This window comes from Jeongeupia naejangsanensis (assembly GCF_016865585.1).
Taxonomy (GTDB): Bacteria; Pseudomonadota; Gammaproteobacteria; order Burkholderiales; family Chitinibacteraceae; genus Jeongeupia; species Jeongeupia naejangsanensis.
The window spans coordinates 503,068-523,215 of sequence record NZ_JAESND010000001.1 but is presented as its reverse complement, the minus strand read 5'-3'; the positions used below and the strand labels follow the sequence as shown (position 1 = coordinate 523,215).

Here is a 20,148-nt window from a genome sequence, read left to right as displayed (position 1 = left end):
CCCGACTTAAGATGCCGTAGGCAAATTGCGTAGCTGGATGCGTTGCAGCAGTGTCAACGTGCTGTCGGGCTTACCGGTAAGACGGGCTTGCAAGATGACGGCAATTGCCTGAATCGCGGTACCAGTTGGAAATGTGTTGCAGCTGGCAGGCGGAATGTCGTTCGGCGTTGCGGGGTTGACGTAGCAAAACTGGACGCGAGTGATTTCGATTTGGTTTGCGTCGTTCAGGGCAAGCCAATCGACGGTACCGCTGGCACCCTTGCTTCCGGAGCAGTTTGTGCCCGTCGCGGAGGCTTGGCGCAGATATGCAGTGCGATCCGTGCCTGAGAACATGAAGCCATAGGTCTCGTTTGCAGCCAGCGCCCCATTTCCGTCAAGATCGTAGCGATACACGATGCATGCGGCATTGTTGTCGGAAGTGGCAGCATCGAAAGCGGGATTGCCGGTGTTTGTCCTGAAAAGCTGTGCAAAATTGGCTGTGTCAGTCGCAGTGCCGTAGTAGCCCGCACGTCGGATGTCACGCGTCATGAGGTCCATGATTACCCGCATGTCCTGATTCAGCTTTGCTTGCGCAACAATATCGCGGCTGGCGCGAAGATTGGTCATCAGATAGGTCGTGGCGCCGAGAATCAGGACCATGCCGATGACGAGCGCGACCATGATTTCAGGAATGCTGAATCCTTTTTGCCGCATCAGCATGGCTTGTACCCTGGCACAAGATGGTCGCTGTCGGGAGAGCAGATTTTGCTGCGCCCGATTGCAGTGATGGTAGTTCGCAAAGCAGGGCTGTCGCCAAAATCGATATTCAATGATGCGCTTGGCACGCCGCGGACCCTGTCAAAAGCCACTACGGTACCGTCGGTTACGCTAGCTGCAAGTGAAACGTTGGGGTAGTCGGTGCTTCTGATCGTTTTCAGGTCGCAACTGGTTGCCGGGCTGGTCGAGCAATCACAGGCGCTGTTGGTTGATATGCCATAGCACCAGTCGCCAGAATTGCGCTGGAAAATCAGGTAGGTCGATGCATTGCGCTTGATTGCTTCGCTGCGCGCGTATTGCAAATCGCTGGCCAGATTTTCTGCCGCCCCGCCCAGTCTTTTTTGTTGGATGAGGCCAGAGAGGCTGGGGGCGGCAATGCTTAAAACAATGCCGATCAAGGCAATGACGATCATCAATTCGATCAGGCTAAACCCGCTTTCCTGAGTTATTTGCTTCGGCATCGTTCGCTACTGCCGTCTTGGTCTTTGAAGCGGGCGTCGCCAGCGCTCACTACCAGGCGTAGCGTCGTGCAATCGAATTGCCCGGTTTTCTTGTCGGCAGCTTGCGATCGACCAGAAACCGCGGTGGCATTTGCGCTGTAGCCCGTCGAGGAGCTGCTGCTCAGGGAAAGCGTGTAATAACCGTCGGGCGAGCTGGTGGACGAATACCCGCCAAGTGTCGATGCTCCGCTATTGGCGCCGCAGGTATTGCTGCTGCCAAGATTCTGCGGATAGAAAGGGCAGTTGAGTCGAAAGCGCTCCATGTCGTGCTGAATTTTGGACAGAGCGGAATAGGCATCAGCGCGCCGGCTTTTTCTTACGTAATCCTGATAGTTTGGCAGGGCGATTGCTGCAAGGATGCCGATGATCGCGACGACGATCATCAGCTCGATAAGAGTAAAACCCGAGTGCTTTTTCACGACGCCTCCCCACCCTTCTTCGAGGGCAAGGAGGCATGATAAAGAGTCCTGTCAATACAGGGCAATAGTTACTTGGCGGAATGCCGAGGTGCGTCAAGTAAATGCTGACAATCGGCACTTTCGCTTACGGCAGCCGGCGAGTTGCCGCCCGTTTGAGGCGGTCGTTCACCGCCAGCCACTCGGGGGACGACGGTGGCGTTTCCATCAGGAGGATGTCGTACTGGCGATCGTGCTGGCGAAGGAGGGCATAGAGCTCGCTGGCGAACTGCTGGGCTGTTTGAGCGAGAGTGTGTTGCGTGATCCCGTCGATGGAGGCGGTAATGGCCGTTCGGTGCAATAGCAGCACCCGTTCGCCGTCGGCGAGCCGTCGTCCGGCCTCTTCAAGCAGTTGCGGTAGCGGGCCGAGGATCAGGGGAGTTCTCGGCGCGTAATGAGAGTCGAGCAGGCCGGATGCGCGGATCTTGGCCGTTTTGTTGCTTTCGTGGTGCTCGAGCTCGTGACCGAGTACCGCTTCGATGGCTTCACGCGCAATGCCGCCCGGGCGAAGCAGTTTGGGGGTGTCGTCGATCAGGCTGACAATGGTCGATTCGACGCCAACCGGGCTCGCGCCGCCATCGAGAACCAGCGGGCAGGATTCGCCGAACTCATCGAGGACGTGCTGTGCCGTTGTAGGGCTGACATGGCCAAAGCGGTTGGCCGACGGCGCGGCGAGGCCGCCGCCGAACTGCGTCAGCAGCGCGTGGGCCAGCGGGTGGGCGGGGGCGCGCAGCCCGACCGTATCCTGGCCGCCGGTGACGGCATCGGGGACGCGGGGGTGGCGCTTGAGGATCAGCGTCAACGGGCCGGGCCAGAAGGCTTCGGCCAAGCGGCGTGCGTCGGCGGGGATGTCCACTGCCCAGTCGTCAAGCTGTTCGGTGCCGGCGATATGGACGATCAGCGGGTGGTCGCTGGGGCGTCCTTTGAGTGCAAAAATCTTCGCTACCGCATTCGGGTTGGCTGCATCGGCGGCCAGGCCGTAAACCGTTTCGGTCGGGATGGCGACGAGCTCGCCCTGGCGCAGCAAGGCAACGGCGTGGTCCAATTGATTCATGATGCAGCGGCCGGATGAAACAGCAGATTATACCGCCTGTGTTCGAGAGGGGGCGTCACTTCAAACGGTCGAAAAAAAAAGCCGGCGTTTGCCGGCTTGGGTGCGGTGTTCATGATGGATGCTCAGAAACGCTCGGGCAGTTTTTGCAGCAGGATGATCCGCTTGTTCTCGAGGCGAACGTAGCCGCCAAACACCAATTCCTTGAGGATGCGCGCGATCATTTCGCGCGAAGAGCCGACGCGGTCGGCAATGGCCTGCTGGGTCAGCGGCTCTGAAATCATCGTGACGCCGTCAATTTCGATAATCATGGTTTCGAACAGCGCACGAACCCGGCCGTAGACGTCAAGCAACGCGAGATTCTTCATCGTTGTCGACAGCTGGCGAATCATGCGTGCCAGGTTGAGGATCAGTTTGTCCTTCAGCTGCGGGTAGGTGTCGATCGCCGTGCGGAAGTCCTGTTTGGTGAACATCAGGAAGGTCGAGTCTTCCTCGGTCTGCGTCGACCAGGAGCGCGGTTCTTCGTCGAGCATCGAGATTTCGCCGAACACGTCGCCCGGTTCGCCAATGGTGAAGACGAATTCCTTGCCTTGGTTGTCACTGGTAAACGACCGGGTGCGGCCTTCGACCAGAACGTACATTGCCTCGCCGGGGTCGCCCTCGCGGAAGAGGAAGGTGCCTTTGGGGAGTTGGCGTTTGACTGCAGCGTTGAAAACGATTTCGAGGTCGCTGTCGGAGAACTGCTCGAAAATCGGCAGTTGCGTCAAAAAGGTTTTGAGCGAATGTTCCATGGTAGATGTCCTTGCTTAAAGCCCTGTTGGGTCGGCTTTTTAATTGTGGGTATTCGATGCATTTGCACCATCGTGCGGTGCGGATGCGACGCTGCTTGCGTTCCCGGTCGACTGTTGGTCGGCCGAATCGGCGGGAGCCGGAACGATATCCATTTTCTTGGCGAGCATGTACTCGTTCATCTCTTTCCAGCCCGTATAGATATCCGCTTTGGCTACCCTGGCGTTGCGTTGGTAGCAATCTTCCAGTGCTCGGCCACTATGCCGGCATGCTGCACCGATTGCCTTGCCGTTTTCCTGCTGCTTATTCAAAAGGCCTGTGACTTGGTCACAGGCCGTGAGGGGGAGAATCAGCAGCAGGAAAAGGAAGGGGCGGCGCAGGATGGGCATCGTCAACGGAATTCTGGTTGATTTGTCTGCATTGTAAGCCAAATCAATCCGTTTCGCGTTGATAGATGCCCTTTGCGTCGTGCGGATCGTTTAATTGACCTGCTGGATCCCGGCCAGTACCCAGCGCGGATCGTTGGGCTTGAGCTTGACGAAGTGCCAGATTTCGGAGAATGGCACGGCCGGCGCGCCCAGCGATTCGCTGACCTTGCCGAAGAAGCGTGCACTGGCAACGAGCTGGCCGTTGCTTTCGCCTGCGTCGACCATTTCGGCTTGCAGTTCCGGGAATTCGGCTATGTCCTGATTGCTGCCGATTTCGGCTTGCAGCGAGGTGAACATTTCCGGGGTCAGGTAGTTGCGCAGCTCTTCCAGTTGCTCCGGGCTATTCAGTGCCTGCATGTGCAGAAAGCTCGCGCGTGCCTGACGAAGGAACGCCGCGCTTTCGGTGCCGTCGGGCAGGCGGGTGATGGCTTGCGCGGCCGGTGCGGTGCCCATGCCGTCACCCATTCGGAAGACGCGATCGGACTGCGGAGCCGGCTGGGATTGCCAGTTGGCGCCCCCTGCTGCAGCCGGCGCATAGCCGGCCGGAGCCGTGCGGCCCGCCTGCGCGCGACGACGCATGAACATCACGCCGGCGATGGTCAGGCCGCCCAGTAGCAGGATCCAGCCCCAGGGGAAGCTGCTGCCTTGTGACTCGGCAGTGCCGGATGCATTCATGGCCTTGCCGAGCATGTAGCCGCCGGCTGCGCCGACTGCTGCGCCGGCCAGTGCCGTGCCAACGCCGCTGCGGGCGGGTTGTTGTGCCGGTGTCTGTGCAGGGGCTGGCGCGGCCTGTTGCATTGGCGCTTGCGGTGCCTGTTTGGGCGCGGTGCTGCGTTGCATGCCGGTTGAGCGGCTGCCGCCAAGACGCTTGGCTTCGGCGAGCGGGCTGGCAAAAAGCGAAATCGTGAGAAGGCCCAGCAACAGGTGCTGGCGCATCGGCCGAGTTGTCATGAACCGGGGTCCCATGTGGTTGTGGTCTGGAGTTTGTTAACTATTGCCACTCTTAGTGGGGGTGCCGGCCGACAAGTTCAATGCCGCGGATCGATTTTTGCCAGGAAAGCCGGAGCCGTCCTAGGTGCGATGCCCGCGTTCGATCGTGACGCCGACGCGCGCGACGTCTTGCAAAATGCCAAGTTTGGTGACCGAGACGCGCACCCAGGGGGTGCCGAACCGTTCGAGCAGGACGCGGGCGATGAAGTCCGCGAGTGCTTCAAGTAGCAGAAAATGCTGCTGCGTCAGCTCGTCGCGCAGCGTGCGCACGACCAGGTCGTAATCGATCGTATCGACGAGGTCGTCGGACGCGCTGGCGCGGTTCGAAGGCAGGCCGATGTCGAGGTCGAGTTCGACGTCCTGCTGTGCCGTGCGTTCCCAGTCGTACCAGCCGATCAGGGTTTGGGCGCGAACGCCGTGCAAATAGATGGTGTCCATGTTCCTGTTGCGTGACTTATGCGCGAATTGCTGCGCTCGCCCCGCAATGACTTACAATGCCAAGCCCGCGATTGTAGTGGATTTGACCGTGTCCTCGCTAATGCTTGCCCTTGCTGCCTATCTGATCGGCTCCCTGTCGTTCGCCGTGATCGTTTCCCGCGTGATGGGTCTGGCCGATCCGCGCAGCTACGGTTCGGGCAATCCGGGCGCGACCAATGTCTTGCGGAGCGGCAACAAAAAAGCTGCCGCGTTGACGCTGGCCGGCGATGCGCTCAAAGGCTGGCTGGCCGTGTGGCTGGCGCAACTGGTCGCGCCGAAGCTGGGTCTGGGGGACGCAGCCATCGCGCTGGCTGCGGTCGGCGTGGCACTGGGGCACATGTGGCCGGTGTTCTTCCGCTTCAAGGGCGGCAAGGGCGTAGCAACTGCCGCGGGCATTTTGCTGGCGCTGGATTGGCGGGTCGGTCTGGTCGTGATGGCGGTCTGGCTGGTGATGGCCAAGGGCTTCAAGATTTCATCGCTGGCTGCCTTGCTGGCGGCCGTGATTGCACCGGTGCTCACCTGGTGGTGGATGCCGCAGCCGGTGTACTGGTATGCCGTCGGCTTCATCGCCGTGCTGTTGATTGCACGTCACCATGAAAACATTCGCGGCCTGTTGTCGGGCAAGGAAAGCCGGATCGGCGACAAGGCGCGCTAACGAAAACGGCCCGCATTGCGGGCCGTTTTCGTTAGCATCGTGTTCACTTGGCGCGCAGCAGCCGCTGCTTTTCGCGCAGCCACTCACGCTCTTTCTCGGTTTCGCGCTTGTCGTGCTGCTTCTTGCCCTTGGCGAGACCGATTTCCAGCTTGATCCGTCCGCGGGTGAAGTGCATGTTCAGGGCGGCGACGGTGTAACCGGCGCGCTCGACCTTGACCGACAGCTTCTCGATTTCGCTGGCCTTGAGCAGCAGTTTGCGGATGCGGGTCGGGTCCGGCATCACGTGGGTCGATGCGGTTGAGAGCGGCGAAATATGCGCGCCGAGCAGCCAGAAATCGCCCTTGATGTAGCTGACGTAGGACTCTTTCAGTTGAACCCGGCCGGCGCGAATCGATTTGACTTCCCAGCCTTCGAGCACAAGGCCGGCTTCGAAGCGCTCTTCGATGAAGTAGTCGTGAAACGCCTTGCGGTTGTCGACAATGGTCATGGCTGCGATTCGAAAGCAAAACGCAATTTTAACCACAGCACCGGCTATCGCACGAGGTCAACATGTCTATCTTGGTTATTTACGCTGGCGGCACCATCGGCATGCAGCCCGGTCCGGCCGGGCTTGCGCCGGTGCCGGGCGCGCTGACCGAACGTTTGCAGCAGTTGGCGCCCGATGCCGATCTGATCGAATACACGCCCTTGCTCGACTCCAGCGCAATGGGGCCGGCGCACTGGAACCGGATCGCAACTGACATCATCGGGCGGGGGTACGAGTACGACGGCTTTCTGGTGCTGCATGGCACCGATACGCTGGCCTGGACTGCGTCAGCGTTGTCCATGCTGTTGCGTGGCCTGAACAAGCCGGTGCTGCTGACCGGTGCAATGCGCCCATGGTTCGAACCCGGTAGTGACGCGCCTGGCAACGTCAAGGCGGCGCTGGCATTGCTTGGCCGGCCCGAGGGGTTCGCCGAGGTGGGCGTCGTGATGGCGAATCAGTTGTGGCGGGGGTGCCGGGTCCGCAAGCTCGATTGTGATGACGACGATGCGTTTGCCGCGCCGAACGAATTGCCGCTTGGTCGGTTTGCTGCCGGCGGATGGGAGTTTGCGTTGGCACGGTTCCGGCTGCCCGCAAAAGGCGTGTCGCCGGACGTTCTTCCCGTCAATGATGCGGCGCGTGTATTGCATGTCCAGTTGGCGCCCGGATTCAGTGTCGAATGGCTGGCCGATGCACTGCGAAACGCGGCGCCGGATGCCTTGCTGCTGCAAAGTTTCGGTAGCGGCAACGTGCCGGCCCATCCTGACTTGTTGTCGGTGCTGGCCGATTTGGCCGTGCGGATACCGGTGGTCAATCTGAGCATTTGTCCGCGTGGTACGGCGCGGCCGGGTCTGTATGCGGCGGGTGTGCTGGCGGATGGTGCGATGCTTGACGGAGGGCAGATGACGCCGGAGGCCGCGCTGACCAAGTTGTATGCCGTTTTGCGTGAAGGGCACGGGGTCGAGGCGCGCGCGCGGGCGTTTGTCGAGGATTGGTGCGGCGAGCATGGTGAAGCCGATTCCACGACGGGGCGCGCTGTGGTATAGTCACTCCTTCGATGGCGGGTCTCCCCGCATGGCTAGAAGGTGAACTTGGTCAGGTCCGGAAGGAAGCAGCCACAGCTTTTGATGCCAGTGCCGGGGGTCGGGCTCGCCACCCAGATTCGAAAAAAGCCGGATTGCTTGTCAGACAGCAATCCGGCTTTTTTCATTTCCGCAGGTTCGCGCGGGGCGTCGAGCGCAAACTTGACCGCGATCAAGGCGAAGGCCGCGACGGTGGCGCACTATGGGTTTCGCAAGCTGATGCTTCGTGTATCTCCAGTGGTATTTGAGCGCCGCCTTCCCGCGGCGCTTTTTTTTCGCCCGACGGCAGGAAGTTCCTGGCTCGGCGGGGTAGATTTTGGCTTGTTTTTGCCACTACCACCGCTGCATAATGCCGCATTCCGACGTTACGGCTAGTCAATGAAGTTCCTCTTCGATCTATTTCCGATCCTGCTGTTTTTCGGCGCCTACTCGATTACCCACGATTTGTTCCTCGCTACGGCGGTCGCCATCGTGACGACAGGCGGGCAGGTGGCCTATTCGTGGATCCGCTGGCGCAAGGTCGAACCGACCCTTTGGCTCAGTTTCGGCCTCGTGACGGTGCTGGGTGGCGCGACGCTGCTGCTGCACGACAAAACCTTCATCTTCTGGAAACCGACGGCGCTTTACTGGGTGTTCGCGGTGCTGTTGCTCGGTGCCAAATGGCTGCGCAACCAGAACCTGATGCAAAAGCTGATGGGGCAGCAATTGCAGCTGCCACAGCCGGTATGGGACAAGGTCAATCTGGCCTGGGCGGTGTTTTTCGCCGCCATGGGTGCGTTGAACCTCTTCGTGGCCTTCCATTTTGGCGAAGACATCTGGGTCAAGTTCAAACTGTTTGGCACGCTGGGTCTGACCTTGCTGTTCGTGCTCGGACAAGGTCTGGTGCTGAGCCGTTATCTTGACGACGCTACGCCGGATCAAAGCAAGGAATAAGCATGCCGCTGTACGCCATCATTGCCACCGACAGGGCCGATAGTCTGGCCGACCGGCTGGCAGCCCGCCCGGCCCATCTGGCCCGGCTTGAAACGCTGAAAAACGAAGGGCGGCTTGTTCTGGCCGGGCCGTTTCCGGCTGTCGATGCCGTCGATCCCGGGCCGGCCGGATTTTCGGGCAGCCTGATCGTTGCCGAGTTTGACGGCCTCGACGCCGCGCAAAGCTGGGCCGATGCCGATCCGTACCGCGCCGCCGACGTCTACGTCTCGGTCGTCGTCAAGCCTTTCAAGCACGTGTTACCCTGACGAATTCATGACAAATCCGCTTGTAGACGAAATCCGCAGCCGTCTGACCGTGCTGGCGCCAGAAGCGCTGGACGTACACGACGACAGCGCCGCACATGCCGGCCACGCCGGTGCAGCGGCGGGAGGCGGGCACTTCGACGTGCTGATCGTCTCCGACGCATTTGCCGGGCTCAATTCGCTGGCGCGCCACCGAAAGGTGTATGCGCTGCTGGGCGATTTGATGCCGCACCGTATCCACGCGCTCAGCCTGAAAGCGCTGACGCCGGATGAGCTTTGAATAAAAGCAATACAAACCTTCATCATCACGAACCATCACAAAGGATGTTTTCGATGCGCCAACCCAAACTGATTGCACTGTCTCTCGGCCTGGCCATGAGCGTCGCTTTTGCCGGCAACGTAGCCACCGTCAACGGCGTGGCCATTCCGGACAGCCGCATGGATCTTTTCGTCAAGCAAGTGACCGAGCGCGGCCAGAAGGACTCGCCGGAACTGCGTGCCAAGATCAAGGAAGACCTGATCCGCAATGAAGCGCTGTATCAGGAAGCGCAAAAGAAGGGCTACGACAAGAACCCTGAAGTCCAGGCTCAACTGGACATGATGCGTCAGCAAGTGCTGGTCGGCGCGCTGGTGCGCGATTACGTCAAGGCCAACCCGATCTCCGACGCCGAACTCAAGAAAGAGTACGACAAGATCAAGGCCAACTTCAGCGGCAAGGAATACCATGCCCGCCACATCCTGGTGAAGGATGAAGCCCAGGCGAAGGCCATCCTCGCGCAGCTGAAGAAGGGTGCGAATTTTGCCGATCTGGCGAAGAAGAACTCGCTCGACAAGGGCAGCGCGGAGAAGGGTGGCGATCTGGGATGGGCGAACCCGAACAGCTTCGTGCCGGAATTCTCGGGCGCGATGACCAAGCTGACCAAGGGCCAGATCACCCAGACTCCGGTGAAGACCCAGTTCGGCTACCACATCATCAAGCTGGACGAGACCCGCGATGCCAAGGGCCCGAGCTTCGAGGAAGTGAAGCCGGAACTGCAGCGCGAAATGCAAGGCCAGAAGGTCCAGAAGTACGTCGAGGACCTCGTCTCGAAGGCCAAGGTGCAGTAAGCCTCAGCCATTCGCAAAAAACCCCGCTCCGGCGGGGTTTTTTTATGGGGCTGCGATCAATCAATGCTGCGATTGCTTTGCCATTTCGCTGCGCCAGCGTTCGCTGATGTAGGGATCGGCCAACTGGATGTCGCTGATCTCGCCAAGGCCTGCCTTGCGCGCCGAAGCGCGAATTTCGGCCAGGCAATCGATGGTCGCGCTTCCATCCGGCTTCTTGCCGAACAGTTTGTTGCCGCAGTCACCGATCACGCTCATGAAGGCATCGGGCGGGACGTTCAGCAAGGGGTTCGATGCGCGGTCATCGGCATTGTGGACGGGTGTCGGCGCCGTGGCGACGCTGGGCGTGCTGGCTGCACCGGGTACAACCGGTGCCGGCTCGCAACCGGCAAGCAGGGCCAGAACGGCCAGTGCGGGCAGGTATCTGATCATTTTTGTCTCCTCTTCTTGTCCCTGTTGCTCAGGGTTGAACGAGATTGTATGCGCAGACGCCGTGATTGCCGTTCAGCTGCGCCTGATGTTGTACCAAAGCTGCCCGATCAGCTCGCGCATCGCTACGCTGCTGGCGTAAAGCGCACGGTCCTTGGGGAGAAGCGACAGTACGCTGAACGGTTCGCGATTGGCGTAGTCGGTGCCGGCCGGACGGACGTCGAACCCAGCTGCGCGATAGGCCTGCATTGCGCGTGGCAGATGCCAGGCCTGACTGACGAGGATGATGCGCCGATAGTGCGGCAGCAGCATTTGAGCGCTGAGCCTTGCGTTGTCGGCGGTGTCGTCGGAACCGGCTTCAACCCAGCGGGCGGTGATGCCGAAGTCGTCATGCAGGGTTGTGGCCATCAGACCGGCCTCCGGAATGCCGCCAACGGGGGCGCCACCCGACACCAGTACCGGCAGACTGCTTTGCCGTGCCAGTCGTGCGCAGTAACGAAGCCGCACCAGCGTGGCGTTGTTGACCGCTTCGCCACCTGGCTCGTCGTACGCCCCGAAACGCTTGCCGCCTCCCAGGCAGACGATTGCGGTCGACTCCGCCAGCGCTTTTGCGGATACCGGTGGCGGCTCCAGCGCCTGCATCAGTGCATTGGCAAGCAGCGGTGTCGACAGCAGGTAAATCGATGTCACGCCGATGCCGATCAGGCTGCGCCCGAGCCATGGCCTGCGACGCAAGCACCAGAGGCCGGCGAGAATCAGGATCAGCGCGTTGGTAGGGGGAAGCAACAGGGCGGAGACCGCGGCTTTAGCGATGAAGGCGGGGGCGGGCATGGTCGGCTCAAGTAAAACGGGCCGCATGCAGCGGCCCGTTACGGGGTAGCAATCCGGCGGGATTTTACTCGCCCAGATAAGCCTGCTGGATTTTCTCGTTGGCAAGCAGGTTGGCTGCGCTGTCAGCCAGGGTAATCCGGCCCGATTCCATCACGTAGCCGCGATCGGCAGTCTGCAGCGCCAGCTTGGCATTCTGTTCGACCAGCAACATGGTGACGCCTTCGGCTGCAATCATTCGGATGATTTCGAAAATCTTCTGCACGATGATCGGTGCCAGACCCATCGAAGGTTCATCGAGCAGCAACAGCTTGGGTCGGCTCATCATGGCCCGGCCGATGGCGACCATCTGCTGTTCGCCGCCGGAGAGCGTGCCGGCCAGCTGGGCCCGGCGCTCCTTCAGGCGCGGAAACAGGCTGAAGACGCGGTCGATGTCGTTGGCGATCTCGGCTTTGTCGTTGCGCACGTAGGCGCCCATCTGAAGGTTCTCTTCGACGGTGAGGCGGCCGAAGATGCCCCGGCCTTCCGGTACGAGAACCAGGCCCCGGCCCACATAGTCGTAGGGCGCAAGCTTGGCGGTCGGTTTGCCGTCGAAGCGGATTTCACCGCCGGCGGGCTTGACCATGCCGACCAGCGTTTTCAGCGTAGTGCTTTTGCCGGCACCGTTGGCGCCGATCAGTGCGACGAGTTCGCCTTGCTTGATGTCGAGGTCGATGCCCTTGACGGCATGAATGCCGCCGTAGGCCACTTTCAGGTCTTTGATTTCGAGGAGCGGGTTCATGGATGAGCTCCGTTATTCCGGCGCGACGCCGAGGTAGGCCTCGATCACGCGTGGGTCGTTTTTCACTTTTTCTGGAATGCCTTCTGCGATCTTCTTGCCGTAGTCGAGCACGGCAATCCGGTCGCACAGACCCATCATCAGCTTCACGTCGTGTTCGATCAGCAGGATGGTGACGCCGTCGGCCCGGATTTTTTCCATCAGCGCCTTGAGCTGGTCGGTTTCCTTCGGATTCATCCCGGCCGCCGGCTCGTCGAGTGCCAGCAGGGTCGGTCTGGTGGCCAGCGCCCGCGCGATCTCGAGCCGGCGCTGGTCGCCATAGCTGAGATTGCGCGCCAGTTCGTCATGGCGCTTGCCGATGCCGACGTAGTCGAGCAGCTCCTGCGCCCGGGCGGCGATCGCAGCTTCTTCGGCCTTGGCCTTCGGGCCGCGGAAGACCGCGCCGAACACGCCGGCAGCCGTACGTACGTGCTGGCCCACCATGACGTTCTCGAGCGCGGTCATGTTGGCGAACAGCCGGATGTTCTGGAAGGTGCGGGCAATGCCCGACTCCACAACGACATAGGGCTTCTGCCGGAACAGGTCCTTCCCGTTGAAGGAGAAGCTGCCCTCGTCGGGCTGGTACAGACCGGTCAGGACATTGAACAGCGTGGTCTTGCCGGCACCGTTCGGGCCGATGAGGCCGTAGATTTCGCCGGCGTTGATCGACAGTGCAACGTCGTTCAGCGCGTGCAGGCCACCAAAGCGTTTGTGGATGCCATCGATTTTCAGCAGCGGGGCGCTCATGCCTTGGCCTCCTCGTCGTGCTCATGGAACTCGCGGGCGCGACGCTTGGATGGCCACAGCCCTTCGGGTCGCAGCAGCATGATGGTGATCATGGCCAGGCCGAAGATCAGCATGCGCAGGTTCTCCGGATCGAAGAGTCGCTTGCCGAAGACGGCCGATTGCAGCGGGTTGATCACGTCGCGCAGTATTTCCGGCGTGATCGATACCAGAATCGCGCCGAGGATGACGCCAGGGATGTGGCCCATGCCGCCGAGCACGACCATGCACAGCACCATGATCGACTCCATCAGCACGAACGATTCCGGCGACACGAAGCCCTGGAAGCTGGCGAACAGGGCGCCCGAAACGCCTCCGAACGACGCGCCCATCGCAAAGGCCAGGAGCTTGACGTTGCGGGTGTTGATGCCCATTGCATTGGCGGCGATCTCATCCTCACGAATTGCTACCCAGGCGCGACCGATGCGCGAGCGCTGCAGGCGCAGGGTGACGAAGATGATCAGACAGCAGAACGCCAGAATCAGGTAGTAGTACAGGTGTACGGTATCGAACACGATGCCGAACCACTCGATCGGCCGACCGAGGTCGTAACCGGCGATGTTGACCTTGGCGATGTTGTTGATGCCTTGCGGGCCGTTGGTGATGTTGACCGGACGGTCCAGGTTGTTCAGGAAGATGCGGATGATCTCGCCGAAGCCGAGCGTCACGATGGCCAGGTAGTCACCTCGCAATTTCAGCGTAGGCGTGCCGAGCAATACGCCGAATACCCCGGCGACGCAGGCTGCGATCAGCAACATGACCAGCAGTGGTGGATTCATCAGCCACGCCGGCAGCACATGTGCCAGATGAGGCGAGTTCAGCAGCGCAAACGAGTACGCACCGACTGCATAGAAGGCGATGTAGCCGAGGTCGAGCAGACCTGCGAAGCCGACGACAATGTTGAGGCCGAGCGCGAGCATGATGTAGAGCAGCGCGAAGTCGACCGCACGAAGCCACGACTTGCCGTTCTCGAAGCCGCCGGTAATCGCCCAGGGCAGGATGGCCAGCACGACCGCGAGCGCGGCGAAGGCAATGATCTGTTTTTTCGATTGCATGTTTTCTCTCCGCGGATCAGGCGCGTTCTGCAACACGTTCGCCGAGCAGGCCGGACGGACGGAAGACCAGCACGCCGATCAGCACGACAAAGGCGAAGATGTCCTTGTAGTGGCTGCCGAGGAAGCCGCCGGTCAGATCGCCGAGGTAGCCAGAGCCGAGGCTTTCGATGATGCCGAGCAACAGCCCGCCGACGACAGCGCCGCCGATGTTGCCGATACCGCCAAGCACGGCGGCGGTGAATGCCTTCAGGCCGATCATGAAGCCCATGTAGGCATGGGCCTGGTCATAGTTGGCGGCAACCATCACGCCGGCAACGGCGCCGAGCGACGATCCGATGATGAAGGTCATCGAGATCACCGTATTGATGTTCACGCCCATCAGGCCGGCGACTTCCGGGTTCTGCGCGGTCGCGCGCATCGCCCGGCCGAGGCGGGTTTTCTCGATCAGCCAGAACAGCCCGGCCATCAGCACCAGCGACAGGATGACGATGGCGATCTGCAGGTCGGTGACGGCTGCACCAAAGAAGTCATGCACCGTGGTGGGCAGGATTTGCGGGAAGGGCCGGTAGTTGCGACCCCAGATCAGCATCGCCACTTGCTGAAGCACGATCGATACACCGATTGCCGTGATCAGCGGCGCGAGCCGTGGCGCACGTCGCAAAGGCCGGTAGGCCACGCGTTCGATGGTGAAGCCAAGCAGCATCGAGATCGGAATGGCCATCAGCAGGCCGGCCAGCAGCAGCAGCGGGCCGGGCAGATTGACGCCGGCGCCGATCAGCAGATTGATGCAGGTGATGGTGACCATGGCGCCGATCATGACGATTTCGCCGTGGGCGAAATTGATCAGCTGCATGATGCCGTACACCATGGTGTAGCCCAGTGCGATCAGCGCATAAATGCTGCCGACCACCAGGCCATTGATGATTTGTTGCAGGAATATGTCCACCGTAGTGTCCTCGTAGCGCTTTTTTTGCTTTGCGGGTTGTTGCCTGATCGGGGTTGGCATGGCGCCAGGCCCGGCCGTATCCGGTGGGACGCGGTGTTCACCACCCGTTGCCGGCTTGTGGTCGGCGCTGCGGAGCGGTGCAGTTCTACGTGATTATTACCGTAGCAGTGGATGTTGAAAACTTACATTCGCGCGTCAAGCCTTCAATACTTGGTGCTTTCCCTTACTTGTGAGCCGCGAGGCTAGTACGGTTAGCATCATCCGGTGCAGCCGGCTGACACCCTAGTCAGACACTTGTGGGTCGTTCGTTTGAAATGATGGTTTTACTTGGCTGTGTCGAGCAAATCCGCGCTGCCGCAGCCCGAGGCGAGGGTCTCCCAAACTGCCGTTTCGCTGACAAGGCGATGGAGCGGGTAGCGGTTCTGCGCGATGGGCGTGATCAGCGAGACGATGGTGTCGCCCCGCTGCGCCAGATGCTGTTTGAATGCAACAGTTGGCGGGGTGGCACACAGGCAGGCGACGATCGGCAACGCGAGCGGATCGGGGGCGATTTGGCAGTGCCCGGCCAGTTCGGATGCCCATACAGCAGGCGCGTCGAGGTCGGGAAGCACTGCGGTATTGCCGGTCAGCAAAACCACGATCAACTGCTGGCGCAGCATGGTCGCATCGTGGCCGAGGCAGGCAATCAGCCCGAGGGGGCGCCACATGCGCGTCTGCCGCTCTCCGGCCGGTGCCGCCCTTTCTTCATGGCGGCCGACCGGCGAGCGGGCCGTCGTGTCGTCAATCAGCATGTGCAGCACAGCTGTTTTATCGGGTTCGCAGTCGCGGTCCACCAGCCTGTGAAGCCGCTCGGCAAGTTGTTGAATGGCTGGATCAACGGCGCCGGGCCGGAACGGATCGCCATCCCGGGTCATCAGGTCAACCAGACTGTCTTGCCATGCGTTCGAGCCGGTGGGGGTACAGTTGATGTGAATCGCGTCGGAACGAATGCGTGCGCGAACCGCGTCGATGAAATGCGGGCCGCGGCTGTAGATCGCCAGGCTGCCACCCTGCATGCAGGTATCGAGACTGCTCAGCAAGGCTGGCAGCTGCTCGGGCGCATAGCGCAGTACTGCGAGCACGGGGCCGGTGAATCCTGCCGGCAGTGCGTCGGGGCGATCAATTTCGACCAAGGTCGGTGCCACGAGGGTTTGCGGCACGAAGCCATCGACGATGCCGTGCTGGGCGCCCGGATAACCGGCGCGATGCAGTGCGGCAATGTTCGCCTGCACCTGCTCGGCGACGCTTGCGGAGATCAGGGGGCCGACGTCGGTGCTGGTCGCGGCCGGATCGCCGAGCCGGAGTTCGGCCATGGCGGCGTGCAGCCTGGCAATCAGTTCATTGGCCGATCCATACGGAATGCACAGCAAGCGCAATGCGCTGGCGTGTTGGCCGGCGTGCGAGAAGGCGCTGGTGATCGCATCACGCACCACGTGTTCAGTGCACGTTGATGTGTCGGCGATCAGGGTGTTCAGTCCGCCGGATTTCGCCAGTAGCAGCTTCAGTGCCTCGTGGCGCGCCAGACTCCGCTGAAGGGCGTGTGCCGTTGCCGCCGAGCCGGCCGACACGACACCGCCGATCCGCGGGTCGGCGACGAGACGGGCCCCTACGGTCGCGCCACCGGGCAGCAGCTGAAGCACGTCGCGATCCAGCCCGCCCATGTGGCCGGCGGCGATTACCGCTGCCGCGATCAGTGCCGTGGGCGAGGCCGGTTTGGCCAGAACCGGATTGCCTGCGACCAGTGCCGCTGCAATATGACTGACGAAGGTGGCCAGCGGCGATGCGCTGGCACCAAGGACTGCGACGATGCCGAGTGGCTTGGGGCTACCCCATTCCTCTTGCACGTGGCGGGCGTGTTGCCGGCAGAGCGCAACGGCTTCGCGCCATTCCGCCAGTGCATCGGCCGGTGTCCTGCCGGCCTCCCGAACCAGCAGGTGCAGCAAGGTCGCCCGGTTTTCGACCAAGGCGTCGGCCATGGCATTGACGCAGTTGGCGCGTATGTCCGGCGGTGTTGCTGCCCAGACGGGGGCGATCGAGCTGGCGCGCGTCAAAGCGAAGTCGATGTCGGCATCGCTGGCATCGACGGTATGGCCGAGGCAGACATCCGGCCGTGCCGATTCGAAAATCACCCGGCCACTCCGGCTAGCCTCGGGGGCCGGGTACGTGGGCGTGGCGGTATGGCGGTCGCTTGGGGCAAGGGCTTGCGCCAGCAGCGACGTCGCAGTCGCATCGCTCCAGCATATTCCCGTCGCTGCGAGGTCCCCGTCGGCACGATGGCAGGGTGGCGGCAGGGCGGGTTCGGGATGGGCGAGGGCATCGGTCATCGGGTCGCAATAGGAGGTGCCCGGTTCGTCACTGGCCAGCAAGCGTTGGAGGACGACGTTGTTGGCACTGTTCTCAAGCAACCGCCGGATCAGATAAGGCTGCCGGGCGATCTCATCGCCAACCGGCGCATAAATCTGGCAGGGTGGCAGGCCATGGCCGGGCAGCAGGTCGTACAACGACTCGCCCAGACCGAACAGGCATTGGTACTCGAAGGGCCGGCCCGCCGCGATCGCATGAACCGCAAGGGCCGTGTCGACGTTGTGCGTGGCGAATACGGGAACGACGATCTCGCCGGCATCGAGCAAACGGCGGGCGCAGGCCAGGTAGCTGATGTCCGTGTGCGATTTGCGCGTGAATGCAGGGTAGTCGGCCCAGCCTTCACGCTGTGCCTGCCGGATGTCGTCGTCCCAGTACGCGCCTTTGACCAGCCGGATGCCAAAACGCCGCTGATGGAGGCGGGCCTGTTCGACCAGCTGGTCGATGAGCGCGATGGCCCGCTTCTGGCTGGCCTGCACGGTGATGCCCAACCTGTCCCAGTTGGCCAGCGCCGGCTCGGCCAGCAGTCGTTCGAACAGCATCAGACCCAATAACAGACGATCGCTTTCCTCTGCGTCGATCGTGAGCGGAATATCGTGCTGGTGCGCCAGTTGGGCGAGTGCGCGCAGTCGGGGCCAGAGCGTTTCACGCACCCGATCGATCTGGCGGGGCTCGTAGCGCGGATGGAGTGCCGACAGTTTGAGCGAAATTCCGGATTTTCTTGCTGCGGCGTCGCTGGAAAGCGCCAGCAGTGCATCCCGGCAAGCGGTCTCGTAGCGATCGACATCGGCCTGGGTCTGTGCACTTTCGCCGAGGATGCCGAACGAGTAGCTCAAGGCAGGGTTGCGCCGCGCAAGCGCGTCGTCGATCCGCTCGGCGATGACGAAGTGACGACCCAGTTCGCGGAGCGCCTTGCGCAATCCGAGTCTGACCAAGGGTTCGGTCCGCTCGTGTTCGCTCCAGCTGCTTGCGCGCACGAGGGTCCAGCGCGCCAGGCGAACCACCGCTGACGACGCATTGACCTGCTGCCAGTCCACTGCATGCAGTGCCTCGATGATCATCCTGTCGGTGCTGGCGTCGTCCGGCATGCGGGGTAAGACTTCAGCCAGCGTCAATAGCGCCTGGCCTGAAGGACTGTCATGCGGGAAGCCGGCCAACAGTGCATCGAATCCGTTACCCCGGCGATGCTGTTCACGCAGTTGCTCGACAACCAATGGTGCGTACCGTTGCACACTGGTGTTCTCGTCTGCGGACAGCCGTGCCAGCGGGAGGAGGCGACGAACCAGATGGGTTTCGTCGGCAAAATGGGTTTGGGCGAGGTCGAATGGCGTAATACGCCCGGTGGCTGGCATGGCGGTTCCGTTTGCGCGCTTGCTCCAGCTTAGCCAGCACCGCCGTGCAATGCGCTGGCGAGCGCATCGGGGAAGGGAGGGTGTTGTTCTGCCGCCAATAAAAAAGCGGCGTCCGAAGACGCCGCTTTGTCGAAACGGGAGGGCTTACTTGGCTGCGCCGCCCGCGATTTCGAGGACTTCCCACTTGCCGCCCTTCACTTGATAAAGGGTGATCGGGCCGTTTTTCAGGTCGCCCTTGTCGTCGAACGACACGTTGCCGGTCACGCCCTGATATTCGATTTTCGACAGTTCCGGCAGATACTTGGCCGGTTCGGTCGAACCCGCCTTCTTCATCGCTTCGACCAGAACCTTGACCGAGTCGTAGCAGTACGGCGCGTACAGCTGGACTTCGGTGCCGAACTTGGCCTTGAACTTGTCGAGGAAGGCCTGGCCGCCCGGCATTTGTTCCTTCGGCATGCCCGGGCTCGACGAGATCATACCTTCCGAGTCGCTGCCCGACAGCTTGATGAACTCCGGTGTCTGCGTGCCGTCGCCGCCCATGATCTTGGCGCCGATACCCAGTTTCTTGGCTTGCTTCTTCAGCGGCGCAGCTTGTGCGTCCATGCCGCCGTAGAAGATCAGGTCGGGCTTGGCGCCCTTGATGCTGGTCAGGATGGCGTTGAAGTCGGTTTCCTGATTGGTGGTGAACTCGCGCTTCACCACTTCGGCGCCCGATGCCTTGGCGGCCTTTTCGAACTCGTCAGCCAGACCCTGACCGTAGGCAGTGCGGTCATCGACGATGGCGACCTTCTTGGCGCCGAGTTTGGTCGCAGCGAACTCGCCAAGCACCTTGCCTTGCTGTGCATCGTTGGCCATCACGCGGAAGGTAGTCTTGAAGCCTTGCGCGGTGTAGGCGACGGCGGTGGCCGACGGCGAAACCTGCGGGATGCCCGCGTCGGAATAGATCTTCGAGGCCGGAATCGTCGTGCCCGAGTTCAGGTGGCCGACGACGCCAACGACTTTCTGGTCGACAAAGCGCTGTGCCACGGTCGTTGCGGTCTTCGGGTCGGCCTGGTCGTCTTCGGAAACCAGTTCGAACTTGACCTTCTTGCCGCCGATGTCGGCGCCGCCGGCATCGTTGATCTCGTCGATCGCCATCTTGACGCCGTATTCGTTGTCCTTGCCAAGGTGGGCGATGTTGCCGGTCAGCGGTGCGGCGTGGCCGAGCTTGACCGTGTCGCCGCCGCCCGAGGGCGCTGCGGAAGCGGCCGATGCGGCCGGTTCGCTGGCGGCCTGCTGGGCCGGTTCCTGTTTGCCGCAGGCGGAAATCGACAGCACTGCGGCTGCGATCAGGCTGTAACGTGCGATGCTCATGCTCTCGTTCCCCAGGTGGTAGATCTTGTCTTGCGTTTGATCTGTGTGGTCACAGCTTTTGGCCAAAACGGCCATAACAGTCCCATGTAACGCTGGAAATCATCATGGAGAGGCGGCAGAAATGCTGTCAAATCCGGGTT

24 protein-coding genes and 1 other RNA gene are annotated in these 20,148 nt (G+C 61.5%); 8 read left to right on the top strand and 17 right to left on the bottom strand.

From position 1 onward, the window contains the following. Window positions 1-6 precede the first annotated feature (6 nt). The 8 genes from JMJ54_RS02470 to JMJ54_RS02435 all read right to left on the bottom strand — a co-directional run bounded on the left by JMJ54_RS02470 (window position 7) and on the right by JMJ54_RS02435 (window position 5,407). Window positions 7-699, bottom strand: a complete 693-nt coding sequence (locus tag JMJ54_RS02470; protein ID WP_203536359.1) for a PilW family protein — start codon at window positions 697-699, stop codon at window positions 7-9. After that, on the bottom strand, window positions 693-1,217 hold the full coding sequence (locus tag JMJ54_RS02465) for a GspH/FimT family pseudopilin (RefSeq protein ID WP_203536358.1): 525 nt from the start codon (window positions 1,215-1,217) through the stop codon (window positions 693-695). The genes JMJ54_RS02470 and JMJ54_RS02465 overlap by 7 nt, the downstream gene beginning before the upstream one ends. Beyond that, window positions 1,202-1,639: a type IV pilin protein gene (locus JMJ54_RS02460; RefSeq protein ID WP_373310132.1), complete on the bottom strand. Its 438-nt coding sequence runs from the start codon at window positions 1,637-1,639 to the stop codon at window positions 1,202-1,204. The genes JMJ54_RS02465 and JMJ54_RS02460 overlap by 16 nt, the downstream gene beginning before the upstream one ends. Before the next feature lie 160 nt (window positions 1,640-1,799). Beyond that, window positions 1,800-2,765, bottom strand: a complete 966-nt coding sequence (locus JMJ54_RS02455) for an L-threonylcarbamoyladenylate synthase (RefSeq protein WP_203536356.1) — start codon at window positions 2,763-2,765, stop codon at window positions 1,800-1,802. A 122-nt stretch (window positions 2,766-2,887) separates the two neighbouring features. Then, entirely contained in the window at window positions 2,888-3,553 is a 666-nt protein-coding gene (locus tag JMJ54_RS02450) for a Crp/Fnr family transcriptional regulator (RefSeq protein ID WP_203536355.1), read from the bottom strand. Window positions 3,554-3,592: 39 nt separating this feature from the next. Further along, window positions 3,593-3,940 (bottom strand): hypothetical protein, encoded by a 348-nt coding sequence (locus JMJ54_RS02445; RefSeq protein WP_203536354.1) that lies wholly within the window; start codon window positions 3,938-3,940, stop codon window positions 3,593-3,595. A gap of 90 nt (window positions 3,941-4,030) precedes the next feature. Then, on the bottom strand, window positions 4,031-4,930 hold the full coding sequence (locus tag JMJ54_RS02440; RefSeq protein ID WP_203536353.1) for a Tim44 domain-containing protein: 900 nt from the start codon (window positions 4,928-4,930) through the stop codon (window positions 4,031-4,033). A gap of 120 nt (window positions 4,931-5,050) precedes the next feature. Next, on the bottom strand, window positions 5,051-5,407 hold the full coding sequence (locus JMJ54_RS02435) for a dihydroneopterin aldolase (protein WP_203536352.1): 357 nt from the start codon (window positions 5,405-5,407) through the stop codon (window positions 5,051-5,053). A gap of 88 nt (window positions 5,408-5,495) precedes the next feature. Between JMJ54_RS02435 and plsY the strand changes: the two genes are divergently transcribed. Next, window positions 5,496-6,101, top strand: coding sequence for a glycerol-3-phosphate 1-O-acyltransferase PlsY (gene plsY / locus JMJ54_RS02430; protein WP_373310129.1), 606 nt, complete (start codon window positions 5,496-5,498; stop codon window positions 6,099-6,101). Between the two features lie 43 nt (window positions 6,102-6,144). On the opposite strand, the gene smpB is transcribed toward plsY, so the two are convergent. After that, window positions 6,145-6,588: an SsrA-binding protein SmpB gene (gene smpB / locus JMJ54_RS02425; RefSeq protein ID WP_203536351.1), complete on the bottom strand. Its 444-nt coding sequence runs from the start codon at window positions 6,586-6,588 to the stop codon at window positions 6,145-6,147. Window positions 6,589-6,650: 62 nt separating this feature from the next. On the opposite strand from smpB, the gene JMJ54_RS02420 reads away from it, so the two are divergent. The 7 genes from JMJ54_RS02420 to JMJ54_RS02390 all read left to right on the top strand — a co-directional run bounded on the left by JMJ54_RS02420 (window position 6,651) and on the right by JMJ54_RS02390 (window position 10,048). Then, window positions 6,651-7,670 (top strand): asparaginase, encoded by a 1,020-nt coding sequence (locus tag JMJ54_RS02420; protein WP_275411027.1) that lies wholly within the window; start codon window positions 6,651-6,653, stop codon window positions 7,668-7,670. 13 nt (window positions 7,671-7,683) lie between these two features. Next, an RNA gene (gene ffs / locus JMJ54_RS02415) (signal recognition particle sRNA small type) lies at window positions 7,684-7,781 on the top strand. A gap of 87 nt (window positions 7,782-7,868) precedes the next feature. Then, window positions 7,869-8,081 (top strand): hypothetical protein, encoded by a 213-nt coding sequence (locus tag JMJ54_RS02410; RefSeq protein WP_203536349.1) that lies wholly within the window; start codon window positions 7,869-7,871, stop codon window positions 8,079-8,081. Between the two features lie 3 nt (window positions 8,082-8,084). Beyond that, window positions 8,085-8,639 (top strand): septation protein A, encoded by a 555-nt coding sequence (locus JMJ54_RS02405; protein ID WP_203536348.1) that lies wholly within the window; start codon window positions 8,085-8,087, stop codon window positions 8,637-8,639. A 2-nt stretch (window positions 8,640-8,641) separates the two neighbouring features. Next, window positions 8,642-8,944 (top strand): YciI family protein, encoded by a 303-nt coding sequence (locus tag JMJ54_RS02400; protein ID WP_203536347.1) that lies wholly within the window; start codon window positions 8,642-8,644, stop codon window positions 8,942-8,944. Window positions 8,945-8,951: 7 nt separating this feature from the next. Further along, window positions 8,952-9,221 (top strand): BolA family protein, encoded by a 270-nt coding sequence (locus tag JMJ54_RS02395; RefSeq protein ID WP_203536346.1) that lies wholly within the window; start codon window positions 8,952-8,954, stop codon window positions 9,219-9,221. A 53-nt stretch (window positions 9,222-9,274) separates the two neighbouring features. Further along, on the top strand, window positions 9,275-10,048 hold the full coding sequence (locus JMJ54_RS02390) for a peptidylprolyl isomerase (RefSeq protein WP_203536345.1): 774 nt from the start codon (window positions 9,275-9,277) through the stop codon (window positions 10,046-10,048). Window positions 10,049-10,108: 60 nt separating this feature from the next. Here JMJ54_RS02390 and JMJ54_RS02385 read toward each other — a convergent pair whose 3' ends face one another. The 8 genes from JMJ54_RS02385 to JMJ54_RS02350 form a co-directional block, all read right to left on the bottom strand. Continuing rightward, complete coding sequence (locus JMJ54_RS02385) at window positions 10,109-10,477, bottom strand: hypothetical protein (RefSeq protein ID WP_203536344.1); 369 nt, start codon at window positions 10,475-10,477, stop codon at window positions 10,109-10,111. A gap of 72 nt (window positions 10,478-10,549) precedes the next feature. After that, window positions 10,550-11,305, bottom strand: a complete 756-nt coding sequence (locus tag JMJ54_RS02380) for a YdcF family protein (RefSeq protein WP_203536343.1) — start codon at window positions 11,303-11,305, stop codon at window positions 10,550-10,552. A 64-nt stretch (window positions 11,306-11,369) separates the two neighbouring features. After that, window positions 11,370-12,083: an ABC transporter ATP-binding protein gene (locus JMJ54_RS02375; RefSeq protein WP_203536342.1), complete on the bottom strand. Its 714-nt coding sequence runs from the start codon at window positions 12,081-12,083 to the stop codon at window positions 11,370-11,372. A 12-nt stretch (window positions 12,084-12,095) separates the two neighbouring features. Beyond that, window positions 12,096-12,866 carry an ABC transporter ATP-binding protein gene (locus JMJ54_RS02370; RefSeq protein WP_203536341.1) on the bottom strand — a complete coding sequence of 257 codons (771 nt, stop codon included), beginning with the start codon at window positions 12,864-12,866 and terminating at the stop codon, window positions 12,096-12,098. Beyond that, window positions 12,863-13,957 (bottom strand): ABC transporter permease subunit, encoded by a 1,095-nt coding sequence (locus JMJ54_RS02365; protein ID WP_203536340.1) that lies wholly within the window; start codon window positions 13,955-13,957, stop codon window positions 12,863-12,865. The genes JMJ54_RS02370 and JMJ54_RS02365 overlap by 4 nt, the downstream gene beginning before the upstream one ends. Window positions 13,958-13,973: 16 nt before the next feature. After that, window positions 13,974-14,903, bottom strand: coding sequence for a branched-chain amino acid ABC transporter permease (locus JMJ54_RS02360; protein WP_203536339.1), 930 nt, complete (start codon window positions 14,901-14,903; stop codon window positions 13,974-13,976). Window positions 14,904-15,226: 323 nt separating this feature from the next. Beyond that, on the bottom strand, window positions 15,227-18,655 hold the full coding sequence (locus JMJ54_RS02355) for a proline dehydrogenase family protein (protein WP_203536338.1): 3,429 nt from the start codon (window positions 18,653-18,655) through the stop codon (window positions 15,227-15,229). A 144-nt stretch (window positions 18,656-18,799) separates the two neighbouring features. Beyond that, window positions 18,800-20,008 carry a branched-chain amino acid ABC transporter substrate-binding protein gene (locus JMJ54_RS02350; RefSeq protein ID WP_203536337.1) on the bottom strand — a complete coding sequence of 403 codons (1,209 nt, stop codon included), beginning with the start codon at window positions 20,006-20,008 and terminating at the stop codon, window positions 18,800-18,802. Window positions 20,009-20,148: the final 140 nt, after the last annotated feature.